Origin of the sequence: Variovorax paradoxus, assembly GCF_030811855.1 — a bacterium.
Classification (GTDB): domain Bacteria; phylum Pseudomonadota; class Gammaproteobacteria; order Burkholderiales; family Burkholderiaceae_C; genus Variovorax; species Variovorax paradoxus_L.
The window spans coordinates 81980-108133 of the sequence record NZ_JAUSRN010000006.1 but is presented as its reverse complement, the minus strand read 5'-3'; the positions used below and the strand labels follow the sequence as shown (position 1 = coordinate 108133).

The following is a 26154-nucleotide window of genomic DNA, read 5'->3' as shown; positions in this document are numbered from 1 at the left end:
TGGCGCGGGCTGCGCTAGGATAGTTTTCTTCTGAAGCAAGCGACCGGCACCCTCCACCAAATGCCGCGTTGTCCCCGTCCATTGCTTGCATTTTTCCAACGTATTTCCAAGAACTCGCAACCCTCAAGAAACACATGCTTGATCGCCGATCCTTCCTTGCCGCAGGTGGTGCCGCCGCCGCACTCGCCGCCCTTGGACTGCCTGAAGAAGCGTTGGCCGCCAATGGCCTGCAGCTGAGCCAGCCTTCGCCCTTCTCTTTCGACCGCCTCGTGGCACAGGCCAAGCGCCTGGCTTCGCAGCCGTATGCCGCCGCCGCGCCGCTCGCGCCCGACGTGCTGGAGCGCATCGACTACGACGCCCATGGCAAGATCAAGTTCGACCCCGCCAACGCGCTCTTTCGCGATGGTCCCGGCGCCTTTCCCGTCACCTTCTTTCACCTCGGCCGCTTCTTCCAAACGCCGGTGCGCATGCACGTGCTCGAGAACTCCGACGGCGATGCCTTTGCGCGCGAGGTGCTCTATAGCCCCTCTTATTTCTCCATGCCGCCCGACAGCCCTGCGCGCGCCCTGCCGCCCGGCGCGGGCTTTGCGGGCTTCCGCCTGCAGGAGAGCCGCCTCGGCGACCAGGGCAAGCTCGACTGGCAGAAGAACGACTGGGTCGCGTTCCTCGGCGCCTCGTACTTCCGCGCCATCGGCGAGCTGTACCAGTACGGCCTGTCGGCACGCGGCCTTGCGCTCGACGTGGCGGTGCCCGACAAGCCTGAAGAGTTTCCGACCTTCACGCGCTACTACTTCGAAACGCCGGCCGCCAACAACACCACCTCGATGACGGTGTACGCGCTGCTCGAGGGGCCGAGCGTCACGGGCGTGTTCAAGTTCGTGATGCAGCGCGGCAAGGCCGTGATCATGGACATCGACGCGCGCCTGTTCCTGCGCCGCGACGTGTCGCGCCTCGGGCTGGTGCCGCTCACTTCGATGTACTGGTATTCGGAAACCATCAAGCCCACCGCCATCGATTGGCGGCCGGAGGTGCACGACTCCGATGGCCTCGCGATCTGGAACGGCGCGGGCGAGCGCATCTGGCGCCCGCTCAACAACCCCACGCAAACGCGCGCCTCGGCCTTTGCCGATACACGGCCGCGCGGCTTCGGTTTGCTGCAGCGCGACCGGGCCTTCGACCACTACCAGGACGGCGTCAATTACGAGAAACGCCCCAGCCTCTGGATCGAGCCGCTGGGCGACTGGGGCGAAGGCTCGGTGCAGCTGATCGAGATTCCGACCGACGACGAGATCCACGACAACATCGTCGCCTTCTGGGTGCCCAAGGCCGATGCGAAGGCGGGCGCGAGCTACAGCCTGCAATACCGCCTGCACTGGACCGACCAAGAGCCCTTTCCCTCGCCGCTCGCACGGTGCGTGGCCACGCGCATCGGGCGCGGCGGGCAGCCGGGCCAGCCGCGCCCGCCGGGCGTGCGCAAATTCATGGTCGAATTCATCGGCCAGCCGCTCACCACCGTGCCCTTCGGCGTGAAGCCAGAGCTGGTGCTGACTGCGCCGCGCGGCAAGTTCTCCTATGTCTTTGCCGAAGCCGTGCCCAACGGCGTGCCCGGCCACTGGCGCGCGCAGTTCGACTTCACGCCCGAAGGCAACGAGCCCATCGACATGCGGCTCTACCTGAAGACCGGTGACAAGACGCTCACTGAAACCTGGCTGTTCCAGTACCAGCCAGGTTGAGCTTCACTCGGACACGCTGGGCGATCAGCGCTTCTTGACGGACACCAGCTCGACTTCGAAGTTGAGCGTGGCGTTCGGCGGAATCACCCCGCCCGCGCCGCGCGCACCGTAGGCAATGGCCGGCGGGCAGGTCAGCTTGGCCTTGCCGCCCGGCTTCATCTTCTGCACGCCCTCGGTCCAGCAAGGGATCACGCCGTTGAGCGGAAACTCGGTCGGCTCGCCGCGGCTGTAGGAGCTGTCGAATTCCTTGCCGCTGTCGGGGAAGGTGCCGCGGTAGTGCACCTTGACCACGTCGGTCGCCGCAGGCGATGCGCCGGTGCCCTCTTTCAGCGACTGGTAGACGAGGCCGCTTGGCGTGGTGACGGGCGCGGACTGAGCCCACGCGGTGGACACGGCGCACACGGACAAGAAAGCAGCGCAGAAGATCGACGAAGAAGAAAAGGACTTCACTGGAATACCTCGGAAGAATGGGGGAAAGCATGATTATGGCCAGCGGTGGAACAGCCCTTGCTTTGCTGCATGTGCACTGTCAACATCCGCCAAAAGAGAGGAAGCCCCATGCAGTCCATCGAAGCGACACCGGCCGCCATCGCTGCTCCGGCCGGCACCGGTCACCTGAAGAAAGTGCTCGGCCCGGTCCAGCTCTGGGGCATTGCGGTGGGCCTGGTCATATCGGGTGAGTACTTTGGTTGGAGCTACGGCTGGAACACGGCCGGCACGCTCGGCTTCCTGGTCGCCACGGTGCTGGTGGCCACGATGTACACCACCTTCATCTTCAGCTTCACCGAGCTGTCCACCGCCATTCCGCATGCGGGCGGCCCCTTTGCCTATGCACGACGCGCCTTCGGGCCGACCGGCGGCTTCGTGGCGGGCTTTGCGACGCTGGTCGAGTTCGTATTTGCACCGCCGGCGATTGCGCTCGCAATCGGCGCGTACCTCAACGTGCAGTTCCCCGGCATCAACCCGAAGTGGTTCGCGCTGGGTGCCTACATGATCTTCATCGGGCTCAACTGGATCGGGGTGGGCATTGCGGCGGCGTTCGAACTCTTCGTGACGGTGCTCGCGATCTTCGAGCTGTTCGTGTTCATGGGCGTGGTCACGCCGGGCTGGTCGATGGCCAACTTCGTCGCCAACGGTTGGGCCGGCGGCAACGTGCTCAACGGCGCGGCCATTTCGGGCATCTTCGCATCGATCCCCTTCGCGATCTGGTTCTTCCTGGCCATCGAGGGCGCGGCCATGGCGGCGGAGGAAGCGCGCGATCCGCACCGCACCATTCCCATCGCCTACACCACGGGCATCATCACGCTGGTGGTGCTGGCCTTCGGCGTGATGATCTTCGCCGGCGGCGTGGGCGACTGGCGCAAGCTCGCCAACATCAACGACCCGCTGCCGCAGGCCATGAAGGCCGTGGTGGGCGACAACAGCGGCTGGCTGCACATGCTGGTGTGGATCGGCCTCTTCGGGCTGATTGCCTCGTTCCACGGCATCATCATGGGCTACTCGCGCCAGATCTTCGCGCTGGCGCGCGCGGGCTACCTGCCGCGCTACTTCGCGGGCCTGAGCCCGCGCTTCGACACACCGCATCGCGCCTTGCTGGCCGGCGGCGTGATCGGCGTGGTGGCCATCTTCAGCGACGAATGGGTGCAGTTCGGCGGCCAGACGCTCACCGCCAACATCGTGACCATGGCGGTTCTCGGCGCCATCGTGATGTACCTGATCTCGATGGCGGCGCTCTTCAAGCTGCGCAGGAGCGAGCCCGACCTGCTGCGCACCTACCGCGCGCCGTTCTATCCGGTGTTTCCGGCCATTGCGCTCGGGCTCGGCGTGGTCTGCCTCGGCGCCATGGTGTGGTTCAACGCCATGCTCACGCTGCTGTTCCTGGTGCTGATGGCGGCCGCCTACGGCTACTTTCTCTTGACCTCTGCACAACGCAAGGCGGCGGCGCCTGACGAGATGCTTTCCTCGCCTCCGGTCGCCTGAAAGAACGATGCGCTATCGCACCACCATCGCCGGCCAGGTCTTCGCCTTCGACGACCTGAAGCAGGTCATGGCCGTGGCCAGCCCGGCGCGCTCGGGCGACTACCTCGCGGAGATCGGTGCGGCCACGGCGCAGCAGCGCATGGCGGCGCGCCACGTGCTGGCCGAGACGCCGCTCAAGCAGTTCCTGACGGAAGCGCTGATTCCCTACGAGAGCGACAACATCACGCGCCTCATCATCGACAGCCACGACGCACAGGCTTTTGCGCCGGTGTCGCACCTCACGGTGGGCGACTTCCGCAACTGGCTGCTGTCGGAGCAGGCCACTACCGAGACGCTGACGGCGCTGGCGCCTGGCCTTACGCCCGAAATGGTGGCGGCCGTGTCCAAGCTCATGCGCAACCAGGACCTCGTGTCGGTCGCCAAAAAGTGCAGTGTGGTCACGCGGTTTCGCGACACCATCGGCCTGCCCGGCCACTTGGCCGTGCGCCTGCAGCCCAACCACCCGACCGACGATCTGCGCGGCGTGGCGGCCTCCACGCTCGACGGGCTGCTCTATGGCGCGGGCGACGCGGTGATCGGCCTCAACCCGGTGTCAGACAGCATGCAGGTGCTGGGCCGGCTGCTGCACATGCTGGACGAAGTGATCCAGCGCTTCGAGATTCCCACGCAAAGCTGCGTGCTCACGCACGTGACCAACACGCTCAAGCTCGCCGAAGCGGGCGCGCCGATCGACCTGGTGTTTCAGTCGATCGCGGGCACCGAAAAGGCAAACCTCTCTTTCGGCATCACGCCCGAGCTGCTCGACGAGGCCTATGCCGCGGCGCTGGCACTGAACCGGGGCACCGTTGGCAACAACGTCATGTATTTCGAGACCGGCCAGGGTAGCGCGCTGTCGGCGAACGCCAACTTCGGTGTCGACCAGCAGACCTGCGAGGTACGCGCCTATGCGCTGGCCCGCCGCTACAAGCCGCTGCTCATCAACACCGTAGTCGGCTTCATCGGGCCCGAATATCTTTTCGACGGCAAGCAGATCATCCGTGCCGGGCTCGAAGACCACTGCTGCGGCAAGCTGCTGGGCCTGCCCCTCGGTTGCGACATCTGCTACACCAACCATGCCGAAGCCGACCAAGACGACATGGACAACCTGCTCGTGCTGCTCGGCACCGCGGGCATCAACTTCATCATGGGCGTCCCGGGCGCCGACGACGTGATGCTCAACTACCAGAGCACCTCGTTCCACGACGCGCTGTTCTTGCGGCAGACGCTGGGCCTGAAGCGCGCACCCGAATTCGAGGCCTGGCTGCAGCGCATGCAGATCACCGGTGCGGCGGGGCAGCTTGCGCCGCCCTCGGCCAACCGCCTGCTGGCGGACATGAGCGGGCTGACCGCACTCGGGCAATGAGCAGCGACAACAACCCCGTCACGCCGAACCCTTGGGCGCAGTGGCGTGCGGCCACTCCCGCACGGCTGGCGCTGGGCCGCGCCGGTGCGGGCATGCCGACCGACGAGACGCTGCGCTTCGGCTGGGCGCATGCCATGGCGCGCGACGCCATTCATGCGGCACTCGACGTCGACGCGCTCGAGGCCGCGCTGCAAGCACAGAATTGGCAGGTGATGCGGGCGCGCAGCCGCGCCGAGGACCGCACTACTTACCTGCGGCGCCCCGACCTTGGCCGCCAACTCGACCCCGCCGACGCGGAGCGCCTGCGAGCGATTGGGAGCCCCGGTTGCGACGTCTGCCTCGTCATCAGCGATGGCCTGTCCTCGCTGGCCGTGGCACGCCATGCCGCACCCCTGCTGGCTGCGCTGCGCTCGCATCTGCCGGCCGAGACGCGCTTTGCCCCCGTCGTCATCGCCACGCAGGCGCGTGTAGCGTTGGCCGACGAGGTGGGCGAACTGTTCGGCGCCGCTCTCTCGGTCATGCTGATCGGCGAACGCCCGGGGCTCAGCTCGCCCGACAGCCTCGGCATCTACCTGACCCATTCGCCCAAGCGTGGCCGGCACGATGCCGAGCGCAACTGCATCTCCAACGTGCGCCCCGAAGGCCTGCCCTGCGAAGCCGCCGCGTTCAAGCTGGCTTGGCTGATGCGGGAGGCACTGCAAAGGGGGCTGACCGGCGTCGAGCTCAAGGACGAGAGCGATCTCGCGGTGCTCGAGACGGGCCGCCCGGCGTCCTCCTTGCCAGGGTAGCTGGCTTTCCTTTCGCGGAATTAGTCAATAGAATGGTTATTAACCCGTTTAATAGCAATTTTATTGATGCCAAGAAGCGGCAACAGCCTTTCCGCCCTGCCCCAGCAGACCACTGAGCCGTTGAGAAATCTCGGCTTACGCCTTCGTGCGCACCGCGTTCATCGCGGCTGGACGATTGCAGAAGCTGCCGAACGCCTGCTGTGCTCGCCGACCACCTTGCGCTCGCTCGAATCGGGCAGGCCCGGCACCAGCATCGGCTTGCTCGCCCACGCACTGTGGCTCTTCGGCGAGATTGATTCGCTTGACGCATTGGCGCCAGCACCCGCGGGCCTGGCAGCCGGGCGCCGTGTCCGCAGGTCCGCTGCCCGGCCACCGGCCGGGGTGATCGCGGAGGACGAGCGTGAATTCTGACGAGTCTCCGAACGAACGCCGCATCTATGTCGGGCTCGCGCGCCACACAGGCGACGATGTGCAGGCCGCAGGCCTGATGAAGCTGGTTCGCCGCGGCGTCGTGGAATCGGGCGAATTCGCCTACGGCAGACGCTACCTCGACGACTCCGCGGCTTTGCCGCTCAACCCCGAGCACCTGCCGCTGCGCGACGCCGCCTTCGTGCTTGCGGAGCAGCGCATCCGGGACGGCGGCGCCATGCCACTCACGCTGCGCGATGCCCTGCCCGACAGCTGGGGGCGCAAGGTCCTCGAAATCCGCCACGGCAGGCCGCTGTCCGACATCGACGCGCTGCTGTTGACCAACGAGGACCGCATCGGCGCGATGGTGTTCGCCGAGGCCCTGCCCATCCGGAGCGAGGAACCGCCCTCCATGCTCTGGTCGCTCGAGGAACTCGCCGAAGCGTCCCACCGTGTCGAAGCGGGCATGGAGATTGGGCCCGACATGCACCGGCTGCTGCGCGGCGGCAGCCTGGGCGGCGCACGCCCCAAGGCGGCGTTTGCGCACGAGGGCCGGCGCTTTATCGCCAAATTTTCGTCCCGCGGCGACGACCACGATGTGGAGGTGATCGAGGCGGCCACCCTCTGGCTGGCCAGCGCCTGCGGCATTCACGTGCCTGCGTTCCTGCTGCAACCCCTGGCATCCGGCCACGCCTTGCTGGTGGAGCGTTTCGACCGCACCGGCCCCGTGAACGACGAGCAGCGCCTTCACTACCTCTCGGCCTCGGCGCTGCTCGATGTGCCGTATGACTCCAGCCGCGGCAGCTACGTCGAACTGGCGCAGCTGCTGCGGCGCATCTCGGCGCGGCCGCAGGAAGACCTGGCCGAACTGTTTCACCGCCTGGTGTTCAACCTGGCCGTGGGCAACAGCGACGACCACGTCAAGAACCACGGCGCCTTGCGGCAGGCAGACGGCCGCTGGCGTTTGGCGCCGGCCTTCGATCTGGTCATGCAGCTAGGCGGCCACACGGGCTACCAGGAGCTCGCCGTCTTTCCGGGGCAGCATGCGTCGAGCCTCGAACTCGCGCGAAGGGCGGCGCCTCATTTCGGCTTGGCGGCCGCAGAGGCGGACGAAATCATCCGCCGAATCGAAGAGACGGTTTCCGTGCAGGCCACCGCCAGCGTCGAAGCGTCCGGCGGCGGGCGTGAACTCGTGCGCCGCGTGGCGGCCTTCATCGAACAGCAGTACGAACGCATCCGTGCCTAGGGCTTGGGCAGCCCGATGCCGGGGCTGGCATGGCTGATGCGTAGGTCCCTCTCGAAGTGTCACGAGCGCTCTTTACGCTCTGCTTTCCATCAACGCGCACAACAACAGGAAACCCATGCAACGACGCCTGCTTCTTCTCACGCCGCTCGCCGCCGCACTTGCCGCCACGGGCTGCGCCAGCCTGGCTCCCACCGCGTCCACCACGCTGTCGCCCGGCCACTGGGACGCGTTCAACCGGGCACAGATCGAAGGCCTGATTGCCAGCCTCGGCAAGACGAGCCCCGGCTACAGCTCCGCGAAGCCGCCTTACGTGGTGTTCGACTGGGACAACACCAGCGTGTTCCTCGACATCGAGGAAGCCTCGCTGATCTACCAGCTCGAGAACCTGGTGTTCGGCGCCACGCCCGCGCAGCTCGAAGTGGCGCTGCGCAAGAACATCCCGAAGAAGGACTTCCTGCCCGCGCACAACAACGCAGCCGGCAAGCCCGTCAACATCGACCTCCTGGTGCCCGACATCGTGGCCAGCTACACCTGGCTCTACCAAAACTACAGCGGCCTCAAGGGCAGCCAGCCCCTGGCCGCGGTGAAGCTGAACCCGCACTACATCGCCTTCACCACCAAGGTGCGCTACCTCTACGAAGCGATCGGCGACACCTTCGACCACGACACGGCCTACCCCTGGGTGACCTACCTCTTTGTCGGCATGACCGAGGCGCAGGTGCGCAAGCTCACGGCCGAGACGGTGGCGTGGCAATTGAAGGAGCCCGTGGCCAAGGTCAAGTGGACCTCGCCGGCCGCGCTGCCGGGCCAGGCGGGCGTGGTTTCGGTCAGTTGGAAGAACGGCCTTCGCCTGCAGCCCGAAATGCAGGAGCTTTATGCCGTCTTCCGCAACGCGGGCTTCGACGTGTGGGTGTGCTCGGCGTCCTTCGTCGACGTGATTAAGGAAATCTCGTCGAACCCCGCCTTCGGCTACAACAACCCGCCCGAACGCGTGCTGGCCATGGAACTGGAGCGCGACGCCAACGGCGTGATCCAGCCCGAGTTTCGCCGTGGCTATGACCAGACCCAAGGCCCCGGCAAGACCAAGAACATCCAGCGCTTCCTGGTCAGCAAATACGGCTACGGCCCGAGCTTCATTGCCGGCGACAGCGAAGGCGACCAGAACATGATGGCCGACTTTGCCGACACGAAGAAGGTGCTGATCGTGAACCGCCTGCGCGACCCGAAGACCGACATCGGCAAGTTCTCGGCCATGGCGGTGCAGAACTACGGCAAGCCCGACACGCGCTACCTGCTGCAGGGTCGCGACGACAACGCGGGGCAGTGGGTGGCTTCGCAGCTGCACACCCCCCTGGGTGCGGCGCAAGGCAAGGCGCTGAAGTAGGCGCAGAAGCCCTGGCGCAGGGCCAGGGACTGCGGTTGCCTATGATCGTTTCTGGCATTCCACCCAGGAGACGAAAAATGGCCGACCGCTACCCTCTTGCCGAACTGAAAGACCTGCCGGAAGACATCCGCACCGCGATTCTTGCGGTGCAGGAAAAAGCCGGCTTCGTGCCCAACGTTTTTCTTGCGCTCGCGCGCCGCCCGGCCGAGTGGCGCGCCTTCTTCGCGTACCACGACGCGCTGATGCTGAAAGAGGAAGGTTCGCTCACCAAGGGCGACCGCGAGATGATCGTGACGACCACGAGCGCGGCCAACCAGTGCCTCTACTGCGTGGTGGCGCATGGCGCGCTGCTGCGCATCTACGAGAAGAAGCCGCTGGTGGCCGACCAGGTGGCGGTGAACTACCGCAAGGCCGACATCACGCCACGCCAGCGCGCGATGCTCGACTTTGCAATGAAGGTCTGCGACCGCTCGCACGAGATCGACGATGCGGACTTCACCGCATTGCATGTCCACGGCTTCGACGATGAAGACGTCTGGGACATTGCCTCGATCACCGCCTTCTTCGGCCTCAGCAACCGGCTTGCGAGCTTCAGCGGCATGCAACCGAACCCAGAGTTCTTTCTGATGGGACGGCTGCCCCGCGAGAAGAAGTAGAGGACGGCCGCGGCTTCAGGTCTTGTTGCGGCAGGACGCGAGCGCGTCCAGCGCGGGCTTGTAGGTGGAATTGCCCACGTCCATCAACCCCAGCACGGTGTGAAAGAGGTTGTCGTGCGTTAGCGGCGTATCGAGCCCCGCCTCCATGCACGGGCGCGAGAGCTTGCGGCGCTGGCTCATGCCGTCGCTGAACCAGGTGACCATGGGCACGTGCTTCTGCGCCTCCGGTGCAAAGCTGTAGGGCACGCCGTGCAGAAACAGGCCGTACTCGCCAAGCGATTCGCCGTGGTCGCTCACGTAGAGCAAGGCCGGGTCGTACTGGTTCGACTGTGCCTTGAGCCAGTCGATGGTCTGGGCCAGGAAACGGTCGGTCTGGGCAATCGAGTTGTCATACACGTTCTGCAGCTCCGCATGGCCGCATTCGGCCAGCGCGTTGGTCTTGCACTCGGGCAGGAAGCGCTTCACGTCAGGCGCAGAACGCTTGTAGTAGGCCGGCCCGTGGCTGCCCATCTGGTGCATGACCAGCACCACGCCCTTGGCGCGGCGCTCGGCCGGCAGCGCCGCAATGCGCTCGTCGAGTCCCTTGAGCATCACGTCGTCCAGGCATTCCTCGCCGTCGCACAGTGCGCTCTTCTGCGCCGGTGAAAGGGTATCGAATGCAGAGGCATTCGGAATGCGCGTGCAGACGTCCTTGCAGCCGGCCTGGTTGTCGAGCCATAGCACCGCCAACCCCGCAGCCTGGAGCACGTCGACCAGGTTCTCGTAGTCGTCCTTGCGCGATTCGTAGCCCTGCTTGCCGAGGGGCGAGAACATGCAAGGCACGGAGGCCAGCGTATTGGTGCCGCACGAATGCACGTCACGGTAGCTCAGCACGCCGCGCGCGGCCAGCTCGGGCGTGGTGTCGCGCGCATAGCCGTTGAGGCCGAAGTGGTCGGCCCGGGCCGTCTCGCCTACCACCATGACGAACATCGGCGGACGCGCTTGGCCGGCATAGCTTGCGCCCAGCGTGGTTCCGGCGGTGATGGGAATCAGCTTGCGGCTGCGCTTGAACATCGGCTTGATGAGCACGGAGCCGGCCGAATACAGGCTGGCCACCGGGTTCATCATGTAGCGCAGGTGAATGTTGTTGCGCATGAGCGGCGCAAGCTGCCGGTTCATCGACACGGCGGCCACCAGAGCAACGGCCAGGGCCAGCAAGAGCAGCGCGGCATTGCGCCAGAGCTTGGCGACGAAGCGCATCGGCATGATGCGCATTCGCCAGAGCGCCAGGGCCGGGAGCAGCATCACCAGCAGCACGTGAAAGGCCATGCGCCAGCTCATCAGATCGCGCGCCTCGTTCGGGTCGGTCTGCAGCACGTTGGCGATCATGGTCGGGTCCATCACCACGCGGTACTCGAGCATGTAATGCTGCACAAAGGCCGCCAGCAGCACCACCGCGAACCACAGCGGCTTCATCCAGCGCGACCAGGCGGTGAAGGACAGCAGCGCCACCGTGGCGCACACCATGAGCACCGCCATGGCCGCGATGGTGGGCAAGTAGGTGCTGGGCGCGCCGCCGATGCGCGCCAGCTCGTTCCACAGCGGCCAGTTGGCGGCCGCGGCCATGTAGATGGCCAGCCAGACGACGATCTTTTGAGCCGAGCGCGGCTGCGTGAGCCACAGGTCGAAACGCGCCCAGAGCGCGCGCGCAGGCTCCAGATACGGCAGACTGGCCGCCGACGGACCCATGCGGCGCGCGGGCGCGGGTTCGATTCGCGAAAATGACATGCGCCTACTGTAGGAAGCGCAACTGAAGGAAGCCTGAATTGCGCGTTCAGCCGGCGTTCAGGCTCGCGCCCTTCTTGCCCTCAGCCTGGGCCGCATGTAGGCCCTGAGCGCCAGGTTCAGCGGCCGGCTGACGCCGCGCTCCACCATGATGGAGACCACGGCGGCGAGCATGGCGCCAACGACCACGTCGAATGGAAAGTGCAGCCCCAGGAGCACCCGGCTCCATCCGACCACCGCAGCCAGCACCAGCGCCGCGCGCATCGGTGTGCGCCAGGGCAGGCACCACAGCGAGAACGCCGCCGCGAAGGTGCACGCGGCATGCAGGCTGGGGAAGCCCGGCCGGGCGCCCTGCGGCGCCCACTGGATGCCCAGGCCGTAGAACGCGGGCCGGTGAAACGGCATGACCGAGCGAAACACGTTCACGAAGAGCCAGACGGCAATCACGCTCACCAGCGCTGTGAAGCAGGCATAGCGCAGGCGCCGGTCGATCAGGCCGCCGCAGAGAATGGCCGCGCCCAACAGGGCGGGCAGCACATCGGAGACAAAGCGCGCGAAATGAATGCTCCACGCCGGCGCCGCGGCGCTTGCGTTGATCAGTTCGAACAGCGCGACATCAAGGGCCTGCATGCTGGGCAGCAGGTCGGGCCGCTGGCAAACCGGAGGCGCGCGGTGCGGCAACCAGATCGATGGCAAAGCCCGCCACCCAGCAGATCCACGCCGTCCAAAGCGTGTGGCTCATGTAGTGCGCGCCGCGCAGCTGCTGCGACAGCCCCAGCGCCAGGCCCGCAGCCAGCGATACGCCGAGCCACACGAGCGCGGCGCGCGGCGCCACCCGGCGCAGCACAAAATAGCCGCCCGCATAGGCGAACGCGGCCGAGGCGTGGCCGGCCGGAAAACACCCGCCCGCGCCGCCGTCGTAGACCTTCCACGCCCAATGCGACACGTGGCTTGCCACGCCGCCGAATTCCTTCAGGTCCCACGGGCAGCTCGTGTGGCTCGCATGCTTGAGCACGCTGACCGCAAGCACCGAGAGCAGTACGGTGAAGGCCAGCTGCACCCGTCCGCGCACCGGCAGCCGCCGCAACACGCCCAGCGGCCAGCGAATGCCGGCGAACAGCGCAATCACGAACAGCCAGCTCAGGTTCTTGGCGCTTTCATGCATCACATGGACCAGAAAAGCGTTGTCGCGCCAGGGAAAGCCCATGGGCGTACCCGCGAGCCGCGCCAGGGCGAGGTCGCCGCCGGTGGCGTCCCACGCCAGCAGGAGCACCAAGGCCAGGAGGGTCAGCGCCCCCAGGCGAAGATTCGAAGCAACCGGCAGATTCGGGACACGCGTCATGGGCGGGAAACAGGCGGAAATACAAGTCTGGGAAACCTCGCGAGCCTACTTTCCTGGGCTGAACCAAGCCTGAAGCGGGCCTGAACGAAAGCTGACGTGCTCCCGGACCGCCCTGCCGTCGGCGCTAGACTCGGTTTTTTGAAGAAAGATGACCTCGCGTGCGCATATTGCTCGTCGAAGATGACAGTGCGTTGGCAGACGCCGTCTGCAGCTATCTGCTTGCGAAGGCTTTCGTTGTCGACGTGGCGTCCAGCCTCGCCGAGGCCCGGGGTGCCCTGCATGCGGTGCAGTACGCCGCCGTGCTGCTCGACCTGCACCTGGGTGACGGCGACGGCCTCTCGCTGCTGCCGCAGGTGCGCGCGCTGCGCGAGCCCCCCATCGTCATCGTGCTGACCGCGCGCGACCAGGTCACCGACCGCATCCGCGGGCTCGACGCTGGCGCCGACGACTACCTCATCAAGCCCTATGACCCGGCCGAGCTGCTGGCGCGGCTGCGAGCGGTCGAGCGGCGGCGCAGCGCCGGCACTGCGCCGGTGCTGCAACTCGGCACGCTGGAGATCGACCTGGCTCATGACCAGGTCCGCAAGGACGGGAACCCGGTGGTCCTGACCCAGAAAGAATGGGCCCTGCTGCGCGTCATGGCCACGCGGCCCGAGCGCATCCACACCCGCGAGAACCTGGCCGACGCGCTCTACGGCTTCGGCGACGAGGCCGACAGCAACACGCTCGAGGTGTTCATCAGCCGGCTGCGGCGCAAGCTGGGCAAGAGCCACATTCAGACATTGCGCGGCCTCGGCTATCGCCTGTCGACTTCGGCAGACGACGACGAATGAGTGCAGTTTTCGCAAAACAGACCGGCCCCGACACCCTGGCCGGCCGCCTGACTCGCACGCTGATCGTCTGGGTCGGAGGCGTGTGGATGCTGTGCGTGCTGGCCGTGGTCTGGTATGTGGACCGCGAAATCAACCACAACTTCGACAACGAACTGGCCGAGGTGTCGCACCGCATGTTCGACATGGCGGTGCAGGAACTCGACAAGCTGCAGCAGAACGGCACGCCTTCGGCCCTGCCGATGGTCGCGCCCAAGCAGCTGTTCTCGGAAGACGCCGTGAACTACCAGATCGTGGACATCCACGAGCATGTGCTGCTGCGCTCGGCCGAGGCATCCAACGGGGCCTTCGACGTGCCGCTGGCCTCCGGCTTTGCCAACAACCAGACCTGGCGCGTCTACACCGTGCGGCACCCCGTGCGCGGCCTCTACTTCCAGGTGGCCGATCCGCTCGACGAGCGGCGCACCGCGCTCAATCGCACGCTCTATGGCCTGATCATTCCACTGGGCGCAGTGCTGCCTCTCCTCGCGCTGGTGCTGCGCAACGTGGCGCGCACCGAACTGCGCGTGCTGCAAGAGCTTGCGGGCGAAATCCAGAAGCGCAGCGGCACCGACCTGCGGCCCATCACGCTGCCCGGCCTGCCGCGCGAGCTGCGCTCGGTGGGCGACCACGTCAACAGCCTGCTGGAGCGCCTGTCGCAGTCACTGGACGTGGAGCGCGCGCTGGCCGCCAACGCGGCCCACGAACTGCGAACGCCACTGGCCGCGGCACGGCTGCGGCTGCAGACGGCGCTCGAGCACGACCTGCGGCGCAACGACGTGCAGGCCGCCCTCGACGCGCTGCAGATTCTCAGCCACCGCACCGAGAAGCTGCTCCAGCTCTCGCGTGCCGAATCGGGTGCGTCGCTTGCGCGCTCGCAGGTCAATCTGGTGCAGCTTGCGGGTGCGGTGGTGCAAGAATTCTGGAAAGACCCGGAGATCAGCGAGCGCCTGGCGCTCAAGGTGCCCGACGCCGTCGCGCCAGTGGCATCGGGCGACGTCGATGCGCTGGCCATCGCGTTGCGCAACCTGGTGGAAAACGCCCTGCACTACGGCGGCAGCGGCCGCGTGGTGATCGAGGTGATGGCGCCCTGCACGCTCGCCGTGCGCGACTTCGGCCCCGGTGTCAGCGCGGAGCAGCTCGCCACGCTGCAGCAGCGCCACGTGCGGCACAGCTCCGACCGAGCGGGCTACGGACTCGGCCTGTCGATCGTGGGCACCATCGTCGAAAAGCACAACGCGAAACTCGAACTGGCCTCGCCGCCGGCAGGGGCCGCCAGCGGGTTCGAGGCGCGCATCGTGCTGCGGCCTGCCTGAAACGCCGCGCCCGGACCTAGGCGCGGGCAGCTCAGTCGCTCACCAGCGTTCGCAGCCAGTCGGGCAAGGCCAGCGCCTTCTGCTTCGGAAAATCGACCCAGATCGTGGTCGCTCCACCCGCCGCGCAGACGACGTCGGGTGCATCGGCACGCGCCATGGTGGCCCAGCTCTCGAAGGTGGTGCGGCCCGGGTCGCTCACGTACTTCTTGAGCAGCACGTCGCCCGGATATTCGATCTGGCGATAGAAATTGCAGAAGGCATTGACGATCACCATGCCTTCGCCGCCGGGCTCGGGCTCGAAGCCAATGGAGTGCATCCAGTCGATGCGCGCGGTTTCCAGGTAGCGAAAGTAGGTGCCGTTGTTGAGATGGCCCATGGCATCCATGTCGCCCCAGCGGATGGGGATGGACATTTCGTACACGAGCTTCTTCTTTTCGGGGATTTCGATTCGCATCGGTGGGTCTGCTGAGATGGAAAGATCAAAGCGCGAAGCCGTCATCCGCGGCAATCACCGCGCCGTTCACGAAATGGCTCTGCCCGCTGGCCAGCAACACAATCAGGCCGTCCAGGTCTTCGGGCTTGCCCACGCGCTTGCGCGGCAGCATGTTCACGAGCTTGGCGCCCCCTTCGGAAAGCCAGTGGTCCTCGTTGAGTTCGGTCGTGATGTAGCCGGGGCACAGCGCGTTCACATTGATGCCGAAGCGGCCCCACTCGAGTGCCATGGCCTTGGTCATCTGCACCACCGCAGCCTTGCTCATGCAATAGGTGCCAATCTGCGGCATGACCTTGAGCGCCGCCACCGAGGCAATGTTGATGATGCGTCCGCCGATGTAGGTGCCCGGCGCCGAGCCGTCGGCGCGCGCCAGCATGCGCTTGCCCACCTCTTGCGCGACGAAGAAGGAGCCCTTCACGTTGGTGTCGAAGATGTAGTCGTAATCGTCGGGCGTGACGTCCTGCAGGCGCTGGGTGGTGCTCACGCCCGAGTTGTTGACCAGGACGTCGATCGGGCCCACCTCGGTCTCGGCGCGCGCCACGGCGGCCCTGATGCTGCCGATGTCGGTCACGTCGAGCTCGACCACGTGAGCATCGCCGCCCTCGCCCTCGATGCGTGCGCGCAGCTCCTTGAGTTTTTCGACCCGGCGGCTCGCCAGCACCACCGCGGCGCCTGCGCGCGCCAGCGTCTTGGCAAACTGAGCGCCCAGCCCGCTGGAAGCGCCGGTGACGAAGGCCACGCGGCCCGAAAGGTCGATGCTGTAAGCCATGAAAGAGGGTCCTGTTGAGCCGTTGCGGAGTCGCCGAGGCGACGTCCCGCACTCCACATAAAATGTTTCGCGCCCTCGAAGCGTCCGAGCCTCAAATCATTATCGACGAGACCCACATGACCCACGACGAAATCCTCGCCCAGTTCGGCCCCCGCGAATCCATGGAATATGACGTGGTGGTCGTCGGCGGCGGCCCGGCCGGCCTCTCGACCGCCATCCGGCTCAAGCAGCTGGCCGCCCACCACGGAAAGGAAATCTCGGTCGTGGTGCTCGAGAAGGGCTCCGAGCCCGGCGCGCACATTCTCTCGGGCGCCATCATGGACCCGCGCGCCCTCAACGAGCTGCTGCCCGACTGGAAGGAACAGGGCGCCCCGCTGAACCAGCCCGTTACCGATGACGCGATGGTGTTCCTCGGCGAGAAGTCGGGCCTGCGCACCCCCAACGCCTTTTTGCCGGCCTGCTTCCAGAACCACGGCAACTACATCATCAGCCTGAGCGACTTCACCAAGTGGCTGGCGCAGCAGGCCGAGAACCTGGGCGTGGAGATCTTCCCCGGCTTCCCGGCGGCCGAAGTGCTCTACAACGAGAACGGCTCGGTGCGCGGCGTTGCCACCGGCAACCTGGGCGTTGGCAAGGACGGCGAACCCACCGAGAACTTCCAGCTCGGCATGGAGCTCTTGGGCAAGTACACCGTGTTTGCCGAGGGCGCGCGCGGCCACCTGGGCCGCCAGCTGATCGCCAGGTTCAAGCTGGACGCAGGCAAGGACCCCCAGACCTATGGCCTGGGCGTGAAGGAAGTGTGGGAAATCGACCCCAAGCGGCACCAGCCCGGCTTCGTGCTGCATACCGCCGGCTGGCCGATGAAGAGCGACACCTACGGCGGCGCTTTTCTCTATCACATGGAAGACAACAAGATTTCCATGGGCTTCATCACCGGCCTGGACTACAGCAACCCGTACCTGAGCCCGTTCGAGGAAATGCAGCGCTGGAAGCTGCATCCCAACATCCGCTGGTACCTGGAAGGCGACGAAGCCAAGGGTATCAAGCCGGCCAAGCGCATCGGCTATGGCGCGCGCGCCATCACGGCCGGCGGCCTGATGTCGTTGCCCAAGACGGTGTTCCCGGGCGGCGCGCTGGTTGGCTGCGAAGCCGGCTATCTCAACGTGAGCCGCATCAAGGGCAGCCACGCCGCCATCAAGACCGGCATGCTGGCCGCCGAAGCCGCGTACGACGCCGTGCAGGCCGGACGCCAGCACGACGAGCTCACGGCCTACCCGGCCGCCTTCGAAAAGAGCTGGCTCTACACGGAGCTGAACAAGGCACGCAACTTCAAGGCCTGGTTCAAGAAGGGCCTGGGCGTTGCCACCTTCATGAACGGCATCGAGCAGTGGCTGCTCAAGGGCCACATTCCATGGACCCTGCACCGCCACAAGCCCGACCACCTGTACCTCAAGCCCGCGGCGGAGTGCAAGCCCATCGTCTATCCGAAGCCGGACGGCAAGCTCACCTTCGACCGGCTGTCGAGCGTGTTCATCAGCAACACCAACCACGAGGAGCAGCAGCCGGCCCACCTGACGCTCAAGGATCCGACGGTTCCGGTGAACATCAACCTGTCGAAGTTTGCGGGGCCTGAAAGCCGCTACTGCCCAGCCGGTGTGTACGAGTTCGTCGCCACCGAAGGCGGCAAGGAGCGCCTGCAGATCAATGCGCAGAACTGCGTGCACTGCAAGACCTGCGACATCAAGGACCCGACGCAGAACATCGTGTGGGTTACGCCTGAAGGGGGCGGCGGGCCTAACTACGTGGGGATGTAAGCCACGGTCTGTGCGCTTGCTCAGGGCGCTGTTGTTCAGGGCGCGGTCGTTGTACTGGCTGATCAACCAGTGCTCTGAACAACGATCCCGCTGGCGGGGTGCCTTGCGCAGCGAAATAAAGGAGGAGCCCGAAGGGCGGGGGACATTCGCGGAGAAAGGCACCCCGTCGGCGGGATCGCGCCCTGAACGACAGGGACTAAAGATCAGCCCACGCTCTCGCCCCACCCTCCCCCACCGGGTGTCTCGATCACAAACACGTCGCCCGGCTGCATCTGCACCTGTCCGATGTGCTCCAACGACTCCACCGTGCCGTCAGACCGCTCTACGCGGTTGATCCCCACTGCACCGGCCTCGCCACCCGCGCCGCCGAACGCACCGTAGAGCCGGCCATTGCTGAGAATCGATGCCGTCATCGGCGCCAGGAAGCGAACACGCCGCACGCCGCCGTCGCCTCCACGCCAGCGCCCTGCCCCACCCGAACCTGTGCGCAGGCGATAGCTGTCGAGCCGCACCGGGTAGCGGAACTCGAGCACCTCAGGGTCGGTCAGGCGCGAGTTGGTCATGTGCGTCTGCACCACGCTCGTGCCGTCGAAACCGGGGCCGGCGCCAGAGCCGCCCGAGATGGTTTCGTAGTACTGGTGCTCGCCGTCGCCGAAGGTGAAGTTATTCATCGTGCACTGGCTGGCAGCCATGACGCCCAATGCGCCATAGAGTGCATTGGTCACGCAACTCGACGTCTCGACGTTGCCCGCCACCACCGCGGCCGGCGGCAGCGGGTTGAGCATGCAGCCATTCGGCACGATCACCTCGATCGGCTTCAGGCAGCCCGCGTTGAGCGGAATGTCGTCGTCCACCAGCGTGCGGAACACGTACAGCACGGCCGCCATGGTGATCGCGCGCGGCGCGTTGAAGTTGTTGGCCAGCTGCGCGCTGGTGCCGGTGAAATCGACCTTGGCCGAGCGCGCGACTGTATCGACCGTGACCCGCACGCGGATCTGCGCGCCATTGTCCAGCGGCAGCGTGAACTCGCCGTTCTTCAATGCCGTGATCACGCGCCGCACCGACTCCTCGGCGTTGTCCTGCACGTGGCCCATATAGGCGGCCACGGTCTCGCGGCCGAACTGCGCCACCATGGCCTGCAGTTCCTGCACGCCCTTCTCGTTGGCAGCGATCTGCGCGCGCAGATCGGCCAGGTTCTGCTCGATGTTGCGCGACGGATGCGCGCCACTTCCCAGCAGCGCGCGCAGCTCCGCCTCGCGCAGGCGGCCGCCCTCCACCAGCTTGAAGTTGTCGATCAGCACGCCCTCGTCGCCGATGGTGCTGGAGAACGGCGGCATCGAACCCGGCGTGATGCCGCCCACGTCGGCATGGTGGCCGCGCGACGCCACGTAGAACGAAGGCCGCGCATCGCTTGCGTCCAGGTAGACCGGCGTCACCACCGTGATGTCGGGCAGGTGCGTGCCGCCGTGGTAGGGGTCGTTCAGCACGAAGACGTCGCCAGGCTTCATGCCGGGGTTGCCATCGATCACGGTCTTGATCGACTCGCTCATCGAACCCAGGTGCACCGGCATGTGCGGTGCGTTGGCAATCAGGTTGCCCTGCACGTCGAACAGCGCGCAAGAAAAGTCGAGCCGCTCCTTGATGTTGACCGAGTAGGCCGTGTTCTGCAGCCGCAGGCCCATCTGCTCGGCGATGTTCATGAAGAGGTTGTTGAACACCTCGAGCATCACCGGGTCGGCGCTGGTGCCCATGGCCTGCGTGGCCACGCGCGGACGCACCCGGTGCAGCTCGATGCCGGCAGCGGTGGTGCGTGCCTGCCAGCCGGGCTCGATCACCGTGGTGGCATTGCGGCCCGCGAGGATGGCCGGGCCGTCGATGGCCGCGCCGGGCGTGAGGGCCGCCTCGTCGAACAGCTCGGCGTCGCGCCAGCCTGCGGCTTTTTCGTCGGCTTCGCAATACATCCGCACGGCCGCCAGCGGCTCGGGTGAACTAAGGGAAACGTCGGCCTGCGCGGCCGGTGGCGCGCCACGCTCGCCGGCCCCCACGGCTTCGACCGTCACCGCCTCGATCACCAGTGCGCGCTCGGCCATCAGGAAGGCGAAGCGGCGGCGGTAGCCAGTTTCGAATTCGTCGCGCATCGCGGCGATGGCTTGGTTGACCGTGCCCGCCATGGGGAGCGTGCAGGCCAGTGCGGTGTCGGTGCCTTCGTAGCGAAGCTGCACGCGGTGCACCACGGCGATGACCGCATCCGCCACGCCCTGCTCGCGGAGCTCGCCTTTTGCCTGCAATGCGAGGGCGCCGGCGGCATCGCGCGCCGCGGCCAGCCCTTCCGCGTCGAGCCTGCGCTCCAGCGCCAGCTCGCGCATCGCCAGCTGGTCGGCCAGCCCCATGCCGAAGGCCGAGAGCACGCCCGCCAGCGGATGCAGGTAGATGCTGCCCATGCCCAGCGCATCGGCCACCAGGCAGGCGTGCTGGCCGCCCGCGCCACCGAAGCACTGCAGCGTGTACTGCGTGACGTCGTAGCCGCGCGCCACCGAAATGCGCTTGATGGCATTGGCCATGCTGGCGACGGCGATGCGCAGCGCGCCGCTCGCCACTTCTTCCGCGCTCACGCGGCGGCTCGTCGCTTCCGACATGCGGCGCGCCATGGCGTCGAAGCCGCTCCGTGCCGCTGCCAGGTCGAGCGGCTCGTCGGCGTTCGGACCGAACACACGTGGAAAATGCGAAGGCTGGATCTTGCCGAGCAGTACGTTCGCATCGGTGGTGGTGAGCGGGCCGCCACGCCGGTAGCTCGCCGGCCCCGGGTTGGCGCCGGCCGACTCCGGCCCCACGCGCAGCCGCGCGCCGTCGAAGGCGATGACCGAGCCGCCGCCCGCGGCCACCGTGTGGATGCTCATCATCGGCGCGCGCATGCGCACGCCGGCCACCTGGGTCTCGAACGAACGCTCGAACTCGCCGGCGTAGTGCGACACGTCGGTGGAGGTGCCGCCCATGTCGAAGCCGATCACGCGCGCATGGCCGGCATCCAGCGCGGTGCGCACCATGCCGACGATGCCGCCCGCCGGGCCGGAAAGGATTGCGTCCTTGCCCTGGAAGCGGTCGGCCTGCGTGAGCCCACCCGAGCTCTGCATGAAGAACAGCGGCACGCCCGGCATCTGCCGCGACACCTGTTCCACGTAGCGCCGCAAAATCGGGCTCAGGTAGGCATCGACCACCGTGGTGTCCCCGCGCGGCACCAGCTTCATGAGCGGACTGGTCTTGTGCGACACCGACACTTGCGTGAAACCGATGGCCCGTGCGATGCGCTCGGCTGCGAGCTCGTGCGCGGTGTAGCGCCAGCCATGCATGAAGACGATGGCGCAGGCGCGCAGGCCGGCATCGAAGGCTTCTTGCAGCGCGATGCGCAGTGCGGCTTCGTCCAGCGGCTGCACGACGCCGCCTTGCGCGTCCATGCGCTCGCCGGCCTCGATCACGCGTTCGTAGAGCAGCTCGGGCAGCACGATGCGGCGGTCGAACAGCCGCGGCCGGGCCTGCGTGGCGATGCGCAGCGCATCGCGGAAGCCCGCCGTGGTGACCAGCACCGTGGGCTCGCCCTTGCGCTCCAGGAGCGCGTTAGTCGCCACCGTGGTGCCCATCTTCACGCACTCGACACGCTCGGGAGTGACGGGCTCGCCGGGCTTGAGCTTGAGCAGGCGACGAATGCCTTCGACGGCGGCGTCCTTGTATTGTTCGGGGTTCTCGGACAGCAGCTTGAGCGTGTGCAGCTTGCCCTCGGGGTCGCGGCCGACCAGGTCGGTGAATGTGCCGCCGCGGTCGATCCAGAACTGCCAGCGCGGGGGGGAGATGTTGTCTTGCATGGTGTTTCAGCTTGTGATGTTGAATGAATGCCTCCTTGTCCGGGCCGGCCGGGCAAGGCACTGGGATGGCAACTAGCGTTGGAAGTAATACGGTACGAAGATGAGGTTGGCTTCATTGCCGACCGAGCGCACCCATTCACGAGAGAAGCGCTCGCCCAGTCGCTTAAGCTCGGCTTCAAAGCCGGGCGCAATGCGGTCGACCTGCATGCCCTCGGCCTTGAGCTTGCGGGTGGAGCCGGCGGCCTCATCCTGGCTCATGGCCCAGCCACGCAGCTCGGCCTCCCCGGCGGCATTCAGCACCGCCTGTTTGACGGCGGGCTGAAGTGCATCGAACGCCTGCAGGTTGACGAACACGATGTTCTTCGGGAACCAGGCATTGATCTCGTGGTAATGCCGGAACTGGCCCCAGACCTGGTTCTCCACACCGGTCACGGCCGAAGTGATCATGCTGTCCAGCTGGCCGCCGGCCAATGCCTTTTTGACGTCCACCATCGGCACATCCACGGGCGTGGCGCCCAGCATCTCGGCGATGCGCACGGTGGCCTGGTTGTAGGTGCGCATGCGCATACCCTTGAAGTCGGCCGCCGATCGCATTGGCGCGACTGTGTACAACCCCTGCGGCGGCCAAGGCACGGCGTACAGCGCTTTCAATCCTCGCGCTGCAAAGTGCTTGTCGATCAGCGGGCGCTGCAGGTCCCACAGCCGCTTCGCATCGGCATAGTTGCTCACCACGAAGGGAATGGCGTCGGCGCCGGCGATCGGAATCGCCTCGACCAGGCTGCTCATGATGGTCTCGCCCGCCTGCACCTGGCCTGCCTGCACCGCCTGGCGAATGTCGCCCAGCTTGAACAGCGTGTTGTTCGGCCGCACCTCGATGCGCAGCGCACCTGCCGTGGTCCGTTCCACCTCTCCTGCGAACCACACGATGTTCTGCGTGTGGAACGACTCGGCGCGGTAGCCGGTGGCCAGTTGCCAGCGCGTCTGGGCGTGCGTCACCGTCGCTGCGAACAAGGCAGCAATCAATAGCAATTTCATGAGGATTTCCTTGCGTCGGTACGAGCGCTCGTTTCCGCTCGTTCCCGCTTGGATCAGTTCTGGCGCAGGTCGCGTCCACGCGTCTCTGGAAGACAGAGCGCCACCACCACCACCATCGCATAGGCCACCGCCGCGCAAATGCCGATGGCGGTTCCCAGCGGAAGGTGCATGCGGTCGCTCAGGACACCGACCAGCGCCGGAAAGGTGGCGCCGATGCCGCGCCCGAAGTTGTAGCAAAAGCCCTGTCCGGAGCCGCGCAGTTCATTGGGGAAAAGCTCCGCGAGGAAAGCACCCGCGCCGCTGAAGATGCCCGACATGAAGAAGCCGAGCGGAAAGCCGAGCAGCAGCATCAATCCATCGGTGATGGGCAGCAGCGTGTAGGCGTAGACCAGCGATCCGGCGCCCACGGCAAAGAGCATGAACGCGCGGCGGCGGCCGAGGCGGTCCGACAGGTAGGCGCCGCACAGGTAGCCGATGAAAGCCCCGGCAATGAACATGAACTGATAACCGCCCGAGCCCAGCACCGTGAGATGGCGTTCGTTCTTCAAAAAGGTCGGCAGCCAGACGCCGATCGCGTAGTAGCCGCCCTGCATGCCGGTGAACAGCAGGCTCGCGAGCACGGTGGTGCGCAACATGCCCGGCTTGAAGATCGCAAGAAAGTTACCGCTGCGCTCGCCGCGTTCAACGGCAGCGCGGCTTTGCACATAGATCTCCGGGTCGCGAATCGAGCGGCGGATGAAGACGATCAGCAGCGCCGGCAACAGACCCAGCATGAACATCACGCGCCATGAATACTCCGGCGGCAGGAAGGAGAACAGCGCCAACGACACCAGCACCGCAGCCCCCCACCCTATGGCCCAACTGCTCTGCACCAGGCCCACCGCCTTGCCACGGTAGGCCGGTCGGATCATCTCGGCGATGAGCACCGAGCCCACGGCCCATTCGCCGCCGAAGCCCAGGCCTTGCAGCGTACGGGCGACCATCAACTGCCCCGGCGTTTGCGCCAGCCCGCATGCGAAGGTGAAGATCGCGAACACCAGGATGGTGAGCTGCAGGATGCGCACGCGGCCGTACCTGTCGGCCAGGATGCCCGCTATCCAACCGCCGAAGGCGGACGCCACCAGCGTGGCAGTGCCGATCAGCCCCACCTCGGTCTTGCTCATGCCCCACAGCGACAGCAGGATGGGCGTGACCAGCGGCAGCGTGTAGTAGTCGAAGGCGTCGACCGCATAGCCGCTGAACGATGCGGTGAGCGTGCGCTTCTCGTTGGGGTTGAGCGTGCGCAGCCAGCTTCCTTCAGCCTGTGCGCCGTCGCCCGCCTGCGTGGCGTCGATGGTGGTCTTCATGGTTGTCTCCAGGTATTGAAATGGGGGTTTCGGAAATCGGCGGGCTAGAACGCAGCCAGGCTGTGATGCAACAGGTCGGTCACCAGCATCGAGCCCGGCGCATGCGTGATGGCGAACGGCAGCTTGGCGGCAGCCAGCGCGGCCTGGGGCGTGACGCCGCAGGCCCAGAACACGGGAAGTTCGTCAGGCATGACCTCGACCGCGTCGCCGTAGTCGGGATCGGCGAGCGAGCGGATGCCGATCAGCGCCGGATCGCCGATGTGCACCGGCGCGCCGTGCACGGCCGGAAAACGCGACGAGATCTGCACCGCGCGAATGGCATTGGCCGCGCGCAGCGGTCGCATCGTCACCACCATTGGACCGCGGAAAGGACCGGCCGGCGCGGTGGCCACCGAGGTGCGGAACATCGCCACGTTGCGGCCCTGTGCCACATGGCGCAGCGCGATGCCCTCGGCCATCAGTGCATGCTCGAAAGTGAAGGAACAGCCGATCACGAAGCTCACCAGGTCGTCGCTCCACAGGTCGCGCACGTCGGTGGGTTCGTCCACCAGTTCGCCGCCCTGCCACACGCGGTAGCGCGGCAGGTCGGTGCGGATGTCGATGTCCTTGCCGAGTGCCGGCAGCGCCGGGTCACCGGGCTCCGACACGCCGAGCAGCGGACATGGCTTGGGGTTGGCCTGGCAGAAGCGCAGGAAATCGGCGGCGTGCACCCGCGGCAGGATCACGAGATTGCCCTGAGCGTGGGCGCTCGCGAGCCCGCTGGTGTGGGTGCGGAGCGCACCGCTGCGGCAGGCCTGGCGCACAGCCTGCGCGCTGCTGCCAGGGCCCGGCTGTTCTTCGAAGGATGGAGAGTTCGACATTTGGCGTTTCCGATGCCCGATGCATCGCTGTGGTGTGATGCGCCGGATTGTGGGAATCCGCGCTCACAAACGCCAACGCAAAGTTTCTTTCTCAACTCATCGATTTTTTCGATGAACCCGGGCGGTGCGACGCATGCACCACGGCGGAGCTCAGCGCGGCCTCCGGCAGCGGGGACGACGGGTCGTCGCGGTAGCTCGCGTAGATGGGCAAGGGCTCCAGCGTGTCGTCGCAGGGCAGCACGCGCAGCGGCAGGCGCCGCGCCAGCGGCTCGACCACCGCGCGCGGCAGCGTGGCCACGCCGAAGCCCGCCTCCACCAGCTGCGCCATCGCCGAAATCGACGAGATCGCATGCACGCGCGGCGGCGGGCTGCCGGCTTCGCGGAACAGCTCGAGCAGCGCCACGTGCGGCTGCGAGCCGCGCTGAAAGGTCAGCAGGTCGAGCGAGAGCAGGTCCGGCAGGCGGTAGCGCCGCTTAAGGTGCAGCTCGCGGTGGCCGACGAAACACATGGGCATCGGCGGCACGGCCCGCGTGCGCACCCCGTCGCCGGCGGCAGGCAGCGCGGCAAACACCAGGTCCTGCTTGCCTCGCTGGAGTTGGTCGACCAGCACTGGCGTGGTTTCGACGGTGAGCTCCAGCTCGAAGTCCGGGTGCGTCGCCTGCATGTGCTTGAGCCAGCCGGTGAGCCAGCTGTGCACCACCGATTCGATGGCGCCCACGCGCAGCACGGCCTCACGCACCGCGCCCGAACCCATCTCGGCCTTGATGTGCATCTGCATTTCGAGCAGCTTCTGCGCAAAGGCATGAAAGCGCTGCCCCGCCACCGTGAGGCGGAACTGCTTGTCGCGCCGGTCGAGCAGCAGCACGCCCAACTCACGCTCGAGCGCGGCAATGCGGCTGGAGAGCGCCGACTGCGTGATGTGCAGCTTCTCGGCCGCACGGGTGACGCTCTTGAGCGCCACGGCCCAGTGAAAGGCTTCAACGAATCGCAGGTTCATCGTTTTCCGGTCGTCCGGTTCCTTGATTTCGCGAGCCGCGAGTGTCGCCTGAGCCGGGTTGTGCTGCGCTATCCTCGTTGCAGAAGGAGACAAGA

The 26154-nt window shown here is 66.4% G+C and carries 22 protein-coding genes; 11 read left to right on the top strand and 11 right to left on the bottom strand.

All coding sequences use genetic code 11. The features are described 5' to 3' along the window. Positions 1-134 precede the first annotated feature (134 nt). Complete coding sequence (locus tag J2X92_RS13570; protein ID WP_307576405.1) at positions 135-1733, top strand: glucan biosynthesis protein; 1599 nt, start codon at positions 135-137, stop codon at positions 1731-1733. A 24-nt stretch (positions 1734-1757) separates the two neighbouring features. Here the strand turns inward: J2X92_RS13570 and J2X92_RS13565 are convergent, their stop codons facing one another. Beyond that, positions 1758-2159, bottom strand: a complete 402-nt coding sequence (locus J2X92_RS13565; protein WP_200934342.1) for an FKBP-type peptidyl-prolyl cis-trans isomerase — start codon at positions 2157-2159, stop codon at positions 1758-1760. A 132-nt stretch (positions 2160-2291) separates the two neighbouring features. On the opposite strand from J2X92_RS13565, the gene eat reads away from it, so the two are divergent. From eat to J2X92_RS13530, 7 genes are all read left to right on the top strand, one after another. After that, positions 2292-3713 (top strand): ethanolamine permease, encoded by a 1422-nt coding sequence (gene eat, locus J2X92_RS13560; RefSeq protein WP_307576404.1) that lies wholly within the window; start codon positions 2292-2294, stop codon positions 3711-3713. 7 nt (positions 3714-3720) lie between these two features. Next, entirely contained in the window at positions 3721-5115 is a 1395-nt protein-coding gene (locus tag J2X92_RS13555; protein ID WP_307576403.1) for an ethanolamine ammonia-lyase subunit EutB, read from the top strand. Continuing rightward, positions 5112-5903 (top strand): ethanolamine ammonia-lyase subunit EutC, encoded by a 792-nt coding sequence (gene eutC, locus J2X92_RS13550; RefSeq protein WP_307576401.1) that lies wholly within the window; start codon positions 5112-5114, stop codon positions 5901-5903. Before J2X92_RS13555 ends, eutC begins: the two co-directional genes overlap by 4 nt. A 120-nt stretch (positions 5904-6023) precedes the next feature. After that, a complete protein-coding gene (locus tag J2X92_RS13545; protein ID WP_307576400.1) occupies positions 6024-6314 on the top strand; it encodes a helix-turn-helix domain-containing protein in 291 nt (96 codons plus the stop codon). Continuing rightward, positions 6304-7557 carry a type II toxin-antitoxin system HipA family toxin gene (locus tag J2X92_RS13540; RefSeq protein WP_307576399.1) on the top strand — a complete coding sequence of 418 codons (1254 nt, stop codon included), beginning with the start codon at positions 6304-6306 and terminating at the stop codon, positions 7555-7557. Before J2X92_RS13545 ends, J2X92_RS13540 begins: the two co-directional genes overlap by 11 nt. Before the next feature lie 115 nt (positions 7558-7672). Then, entirely contained in the window at positions 7673-8941 is a 1269-nt protein-coding gene (locus J2X92_RS13535; RefSeq protein ID WP_307576397.1) for an HAD family hydrolase, read from the top strand. A gap of 77 nt (positions 8942-9018) precedes the next feature. Beyond that, entirely contained in the window at positions 9019-9597 is a 579-nt protein-coding gene (locus J2X92_RS13530) for a peroxidase-related enzyme (RefSeq protein ID WP_307576396.1), read from the top strand. Positions 9598-9612: 15 nt separating this feature from the next. Here J2X92_RS13530 and J2X92_RS13525 read toward each other — a convergent pair whose 3' ends face one another. Genes J2X92_RS13525 through J2X92_RS13515 form a run of 3 tightly spaced genes read right to left on the bottom strand, consistent with a single transcriptional unit; the run spans position 9613 to position 12703 of the window. Further along, positions 9613-11364: a phosphoethanolamine transferase gene (locus tag J2X92_RS13525; RefSeq protein ID WP_307576395.1), complete on the bottom strand. Its 1752-nt coding sequence runs from the start codon at positions 11362-11364 to the stop codon at positions 9613-9615. Positions 11365-11421: 57 nt separating this feature from the next. Then, complete coding sequence (locus J2X92_RS13520; protein WP_307576393.1) at positions 11422-11991, bottom strand: phosphatase PAP2 family protein; 570 nt, start codon at positions 11989-11991, stop codon at positions 11422-11424. Beyond that, complete coding sequence (locus J2X92_RS13515; protein ID WP_307576391.1) at positions 11978-12703, bottom strand: phosphatase PAP2 family protein; 726 nt, start codon at positions 12701-12703, stop codon at positions 11978-11980. The genes J2X92_RS13520 and J2X92_RS13515 overlap by 14 nt, the downstream gene beginning before the upstream one ends. Positions 12704-12861: 158 nt before the next feature. On the opposite strand from J2X92_RS13515, the gene J2X92_RS13510 reads away from it, so the two are divergent. Continuing rightward, entirely contained in the window at positions 12862-13536 is a 675-nt protein-coding gene (locus J2X92_RS13510) for a response regulator (protein ID WP_307576389.1), read from the top strand. Beyond that, a complete protein-coding gene (locus J2X92_RS13505) occupies positions 13533-14888 on the top strand; it encodes a sensor histidine kinase (protein ID WP_307576387.1) in 1356 nt (451 codons plus the stop codon). The genes J2X92_RS13510 and J2X92_RS13505 overlap by 4 nt, the downstream gene beginning before the upstream one ends. A 31-nt stretch (positions 14889-14919) precedes the next feature. Here the strand turns inward: J2X92_RS13505 and J2X92_RS13500 are convergent, their stop codons facing one another. Beyond that, complete coding sequence (locus J2X92_RS13500) at positions 14920-15342, bottom strand: acyl-CoA thioesterase (RefSeq protein ID WP_307576386.1); 423 nt, start codon at positions 15340-15342, stop codon at positions 14920-14922. A 25-nt stretch (positions 15343-15367) separates the two neighbouring features. Continuing rightward, entirely contained in the window at positions 15368-16150 is a 783-nt protein-coding gene (locus tag J2X92_RS13495; RefSeq protein WP_307576384.1) for an SDR family oxidoreductase, read from the bottom strand. A 116-nt stretch (positions 16151-16266) separates the two neighbouring features. Between J2X92_RS13495 and J2X92_RS13490 the strand changes: the two genes are divergently transcribed. Next, positions 16267-17964 (top strand): electron transfer flavoprotein-ubiquinone oxidoreductase, encoded by a 1698-nt coding sequence (locus tag J2X92_RS13490; protein WP_307576383.1) that lies wholly within the window; start codon positions 16267-16269, stop codon positions 17962-17964. Between the two features lie 203 nt (positions 17965-18167). Here the strand turns inward: J2X92_RS13490 and J2X92_RS13485 are convergent, their stop codons facing one another. The 5 genes from J2X92_RS13485 to J2X92_RS13465 form a co-directional block, all read right to left on the bottom strand. Continuing rightward, the gene (locus J2X92_RS13485) at positions 18168-21821 is read right to left on the bottom strand and encodes a hydantoinase B/oxoprolinase family protein (RefSeq protein ID WP_307576382.1); all 3654 of its coding nucleotides are present in this window, start codon (positions 21819-21821) and stop codon (positions 18168-18170) included. A 72-nt stretch (positions 21822-21893) separates the two neighbouring features. Next, on the bottom strand, positions 21894-22856 hold the full coding sequence (locus tag J2X92_RS13480) for a TRAP transporter substrate-binding protein (RefSeq protein ID WP_307576381.1): 963 nt from the start codon (positions 22854-22856) through the stop codon (positions 21894-21896). 53 nt (positions 22857-22909) lie between these two features. Then, the gene (locus J2X92_RS13475) at positions 22910-24202 is read right to left on the bottom strand and encodes an MFS transporter (protein WP_307576379.1); all 1293 of its coding nucleotides are present in this window, start codon (positions 24200-24202) and stop codon (positions 22910-22912) included. 44 nt (positions 24203-24246) lie between these two features. Then, a complete protein-coding gene (locus J2X92_RS13470; protein ID WP_307576377.1) occupies positions 24247-25062 on the bottom strand; it encodes a putative hydro-lyase in 816 nt (271 codons plus the stop codon). 91 nt (positions 25063-25153) lie between these two features. Beyond that, positions 25154-26059: a LysR family transcriptional regulator gene (locus J2X92_RS13465; RefSeq protein WP_307576375.1), complete on the bottom strand. Its 906-nt coding sequence runs from the start codon at positions 26057-26059 to the stop codon at positions 25154-25156. Positions 26060-26154 lie beyond the last annotated feature (95 nt).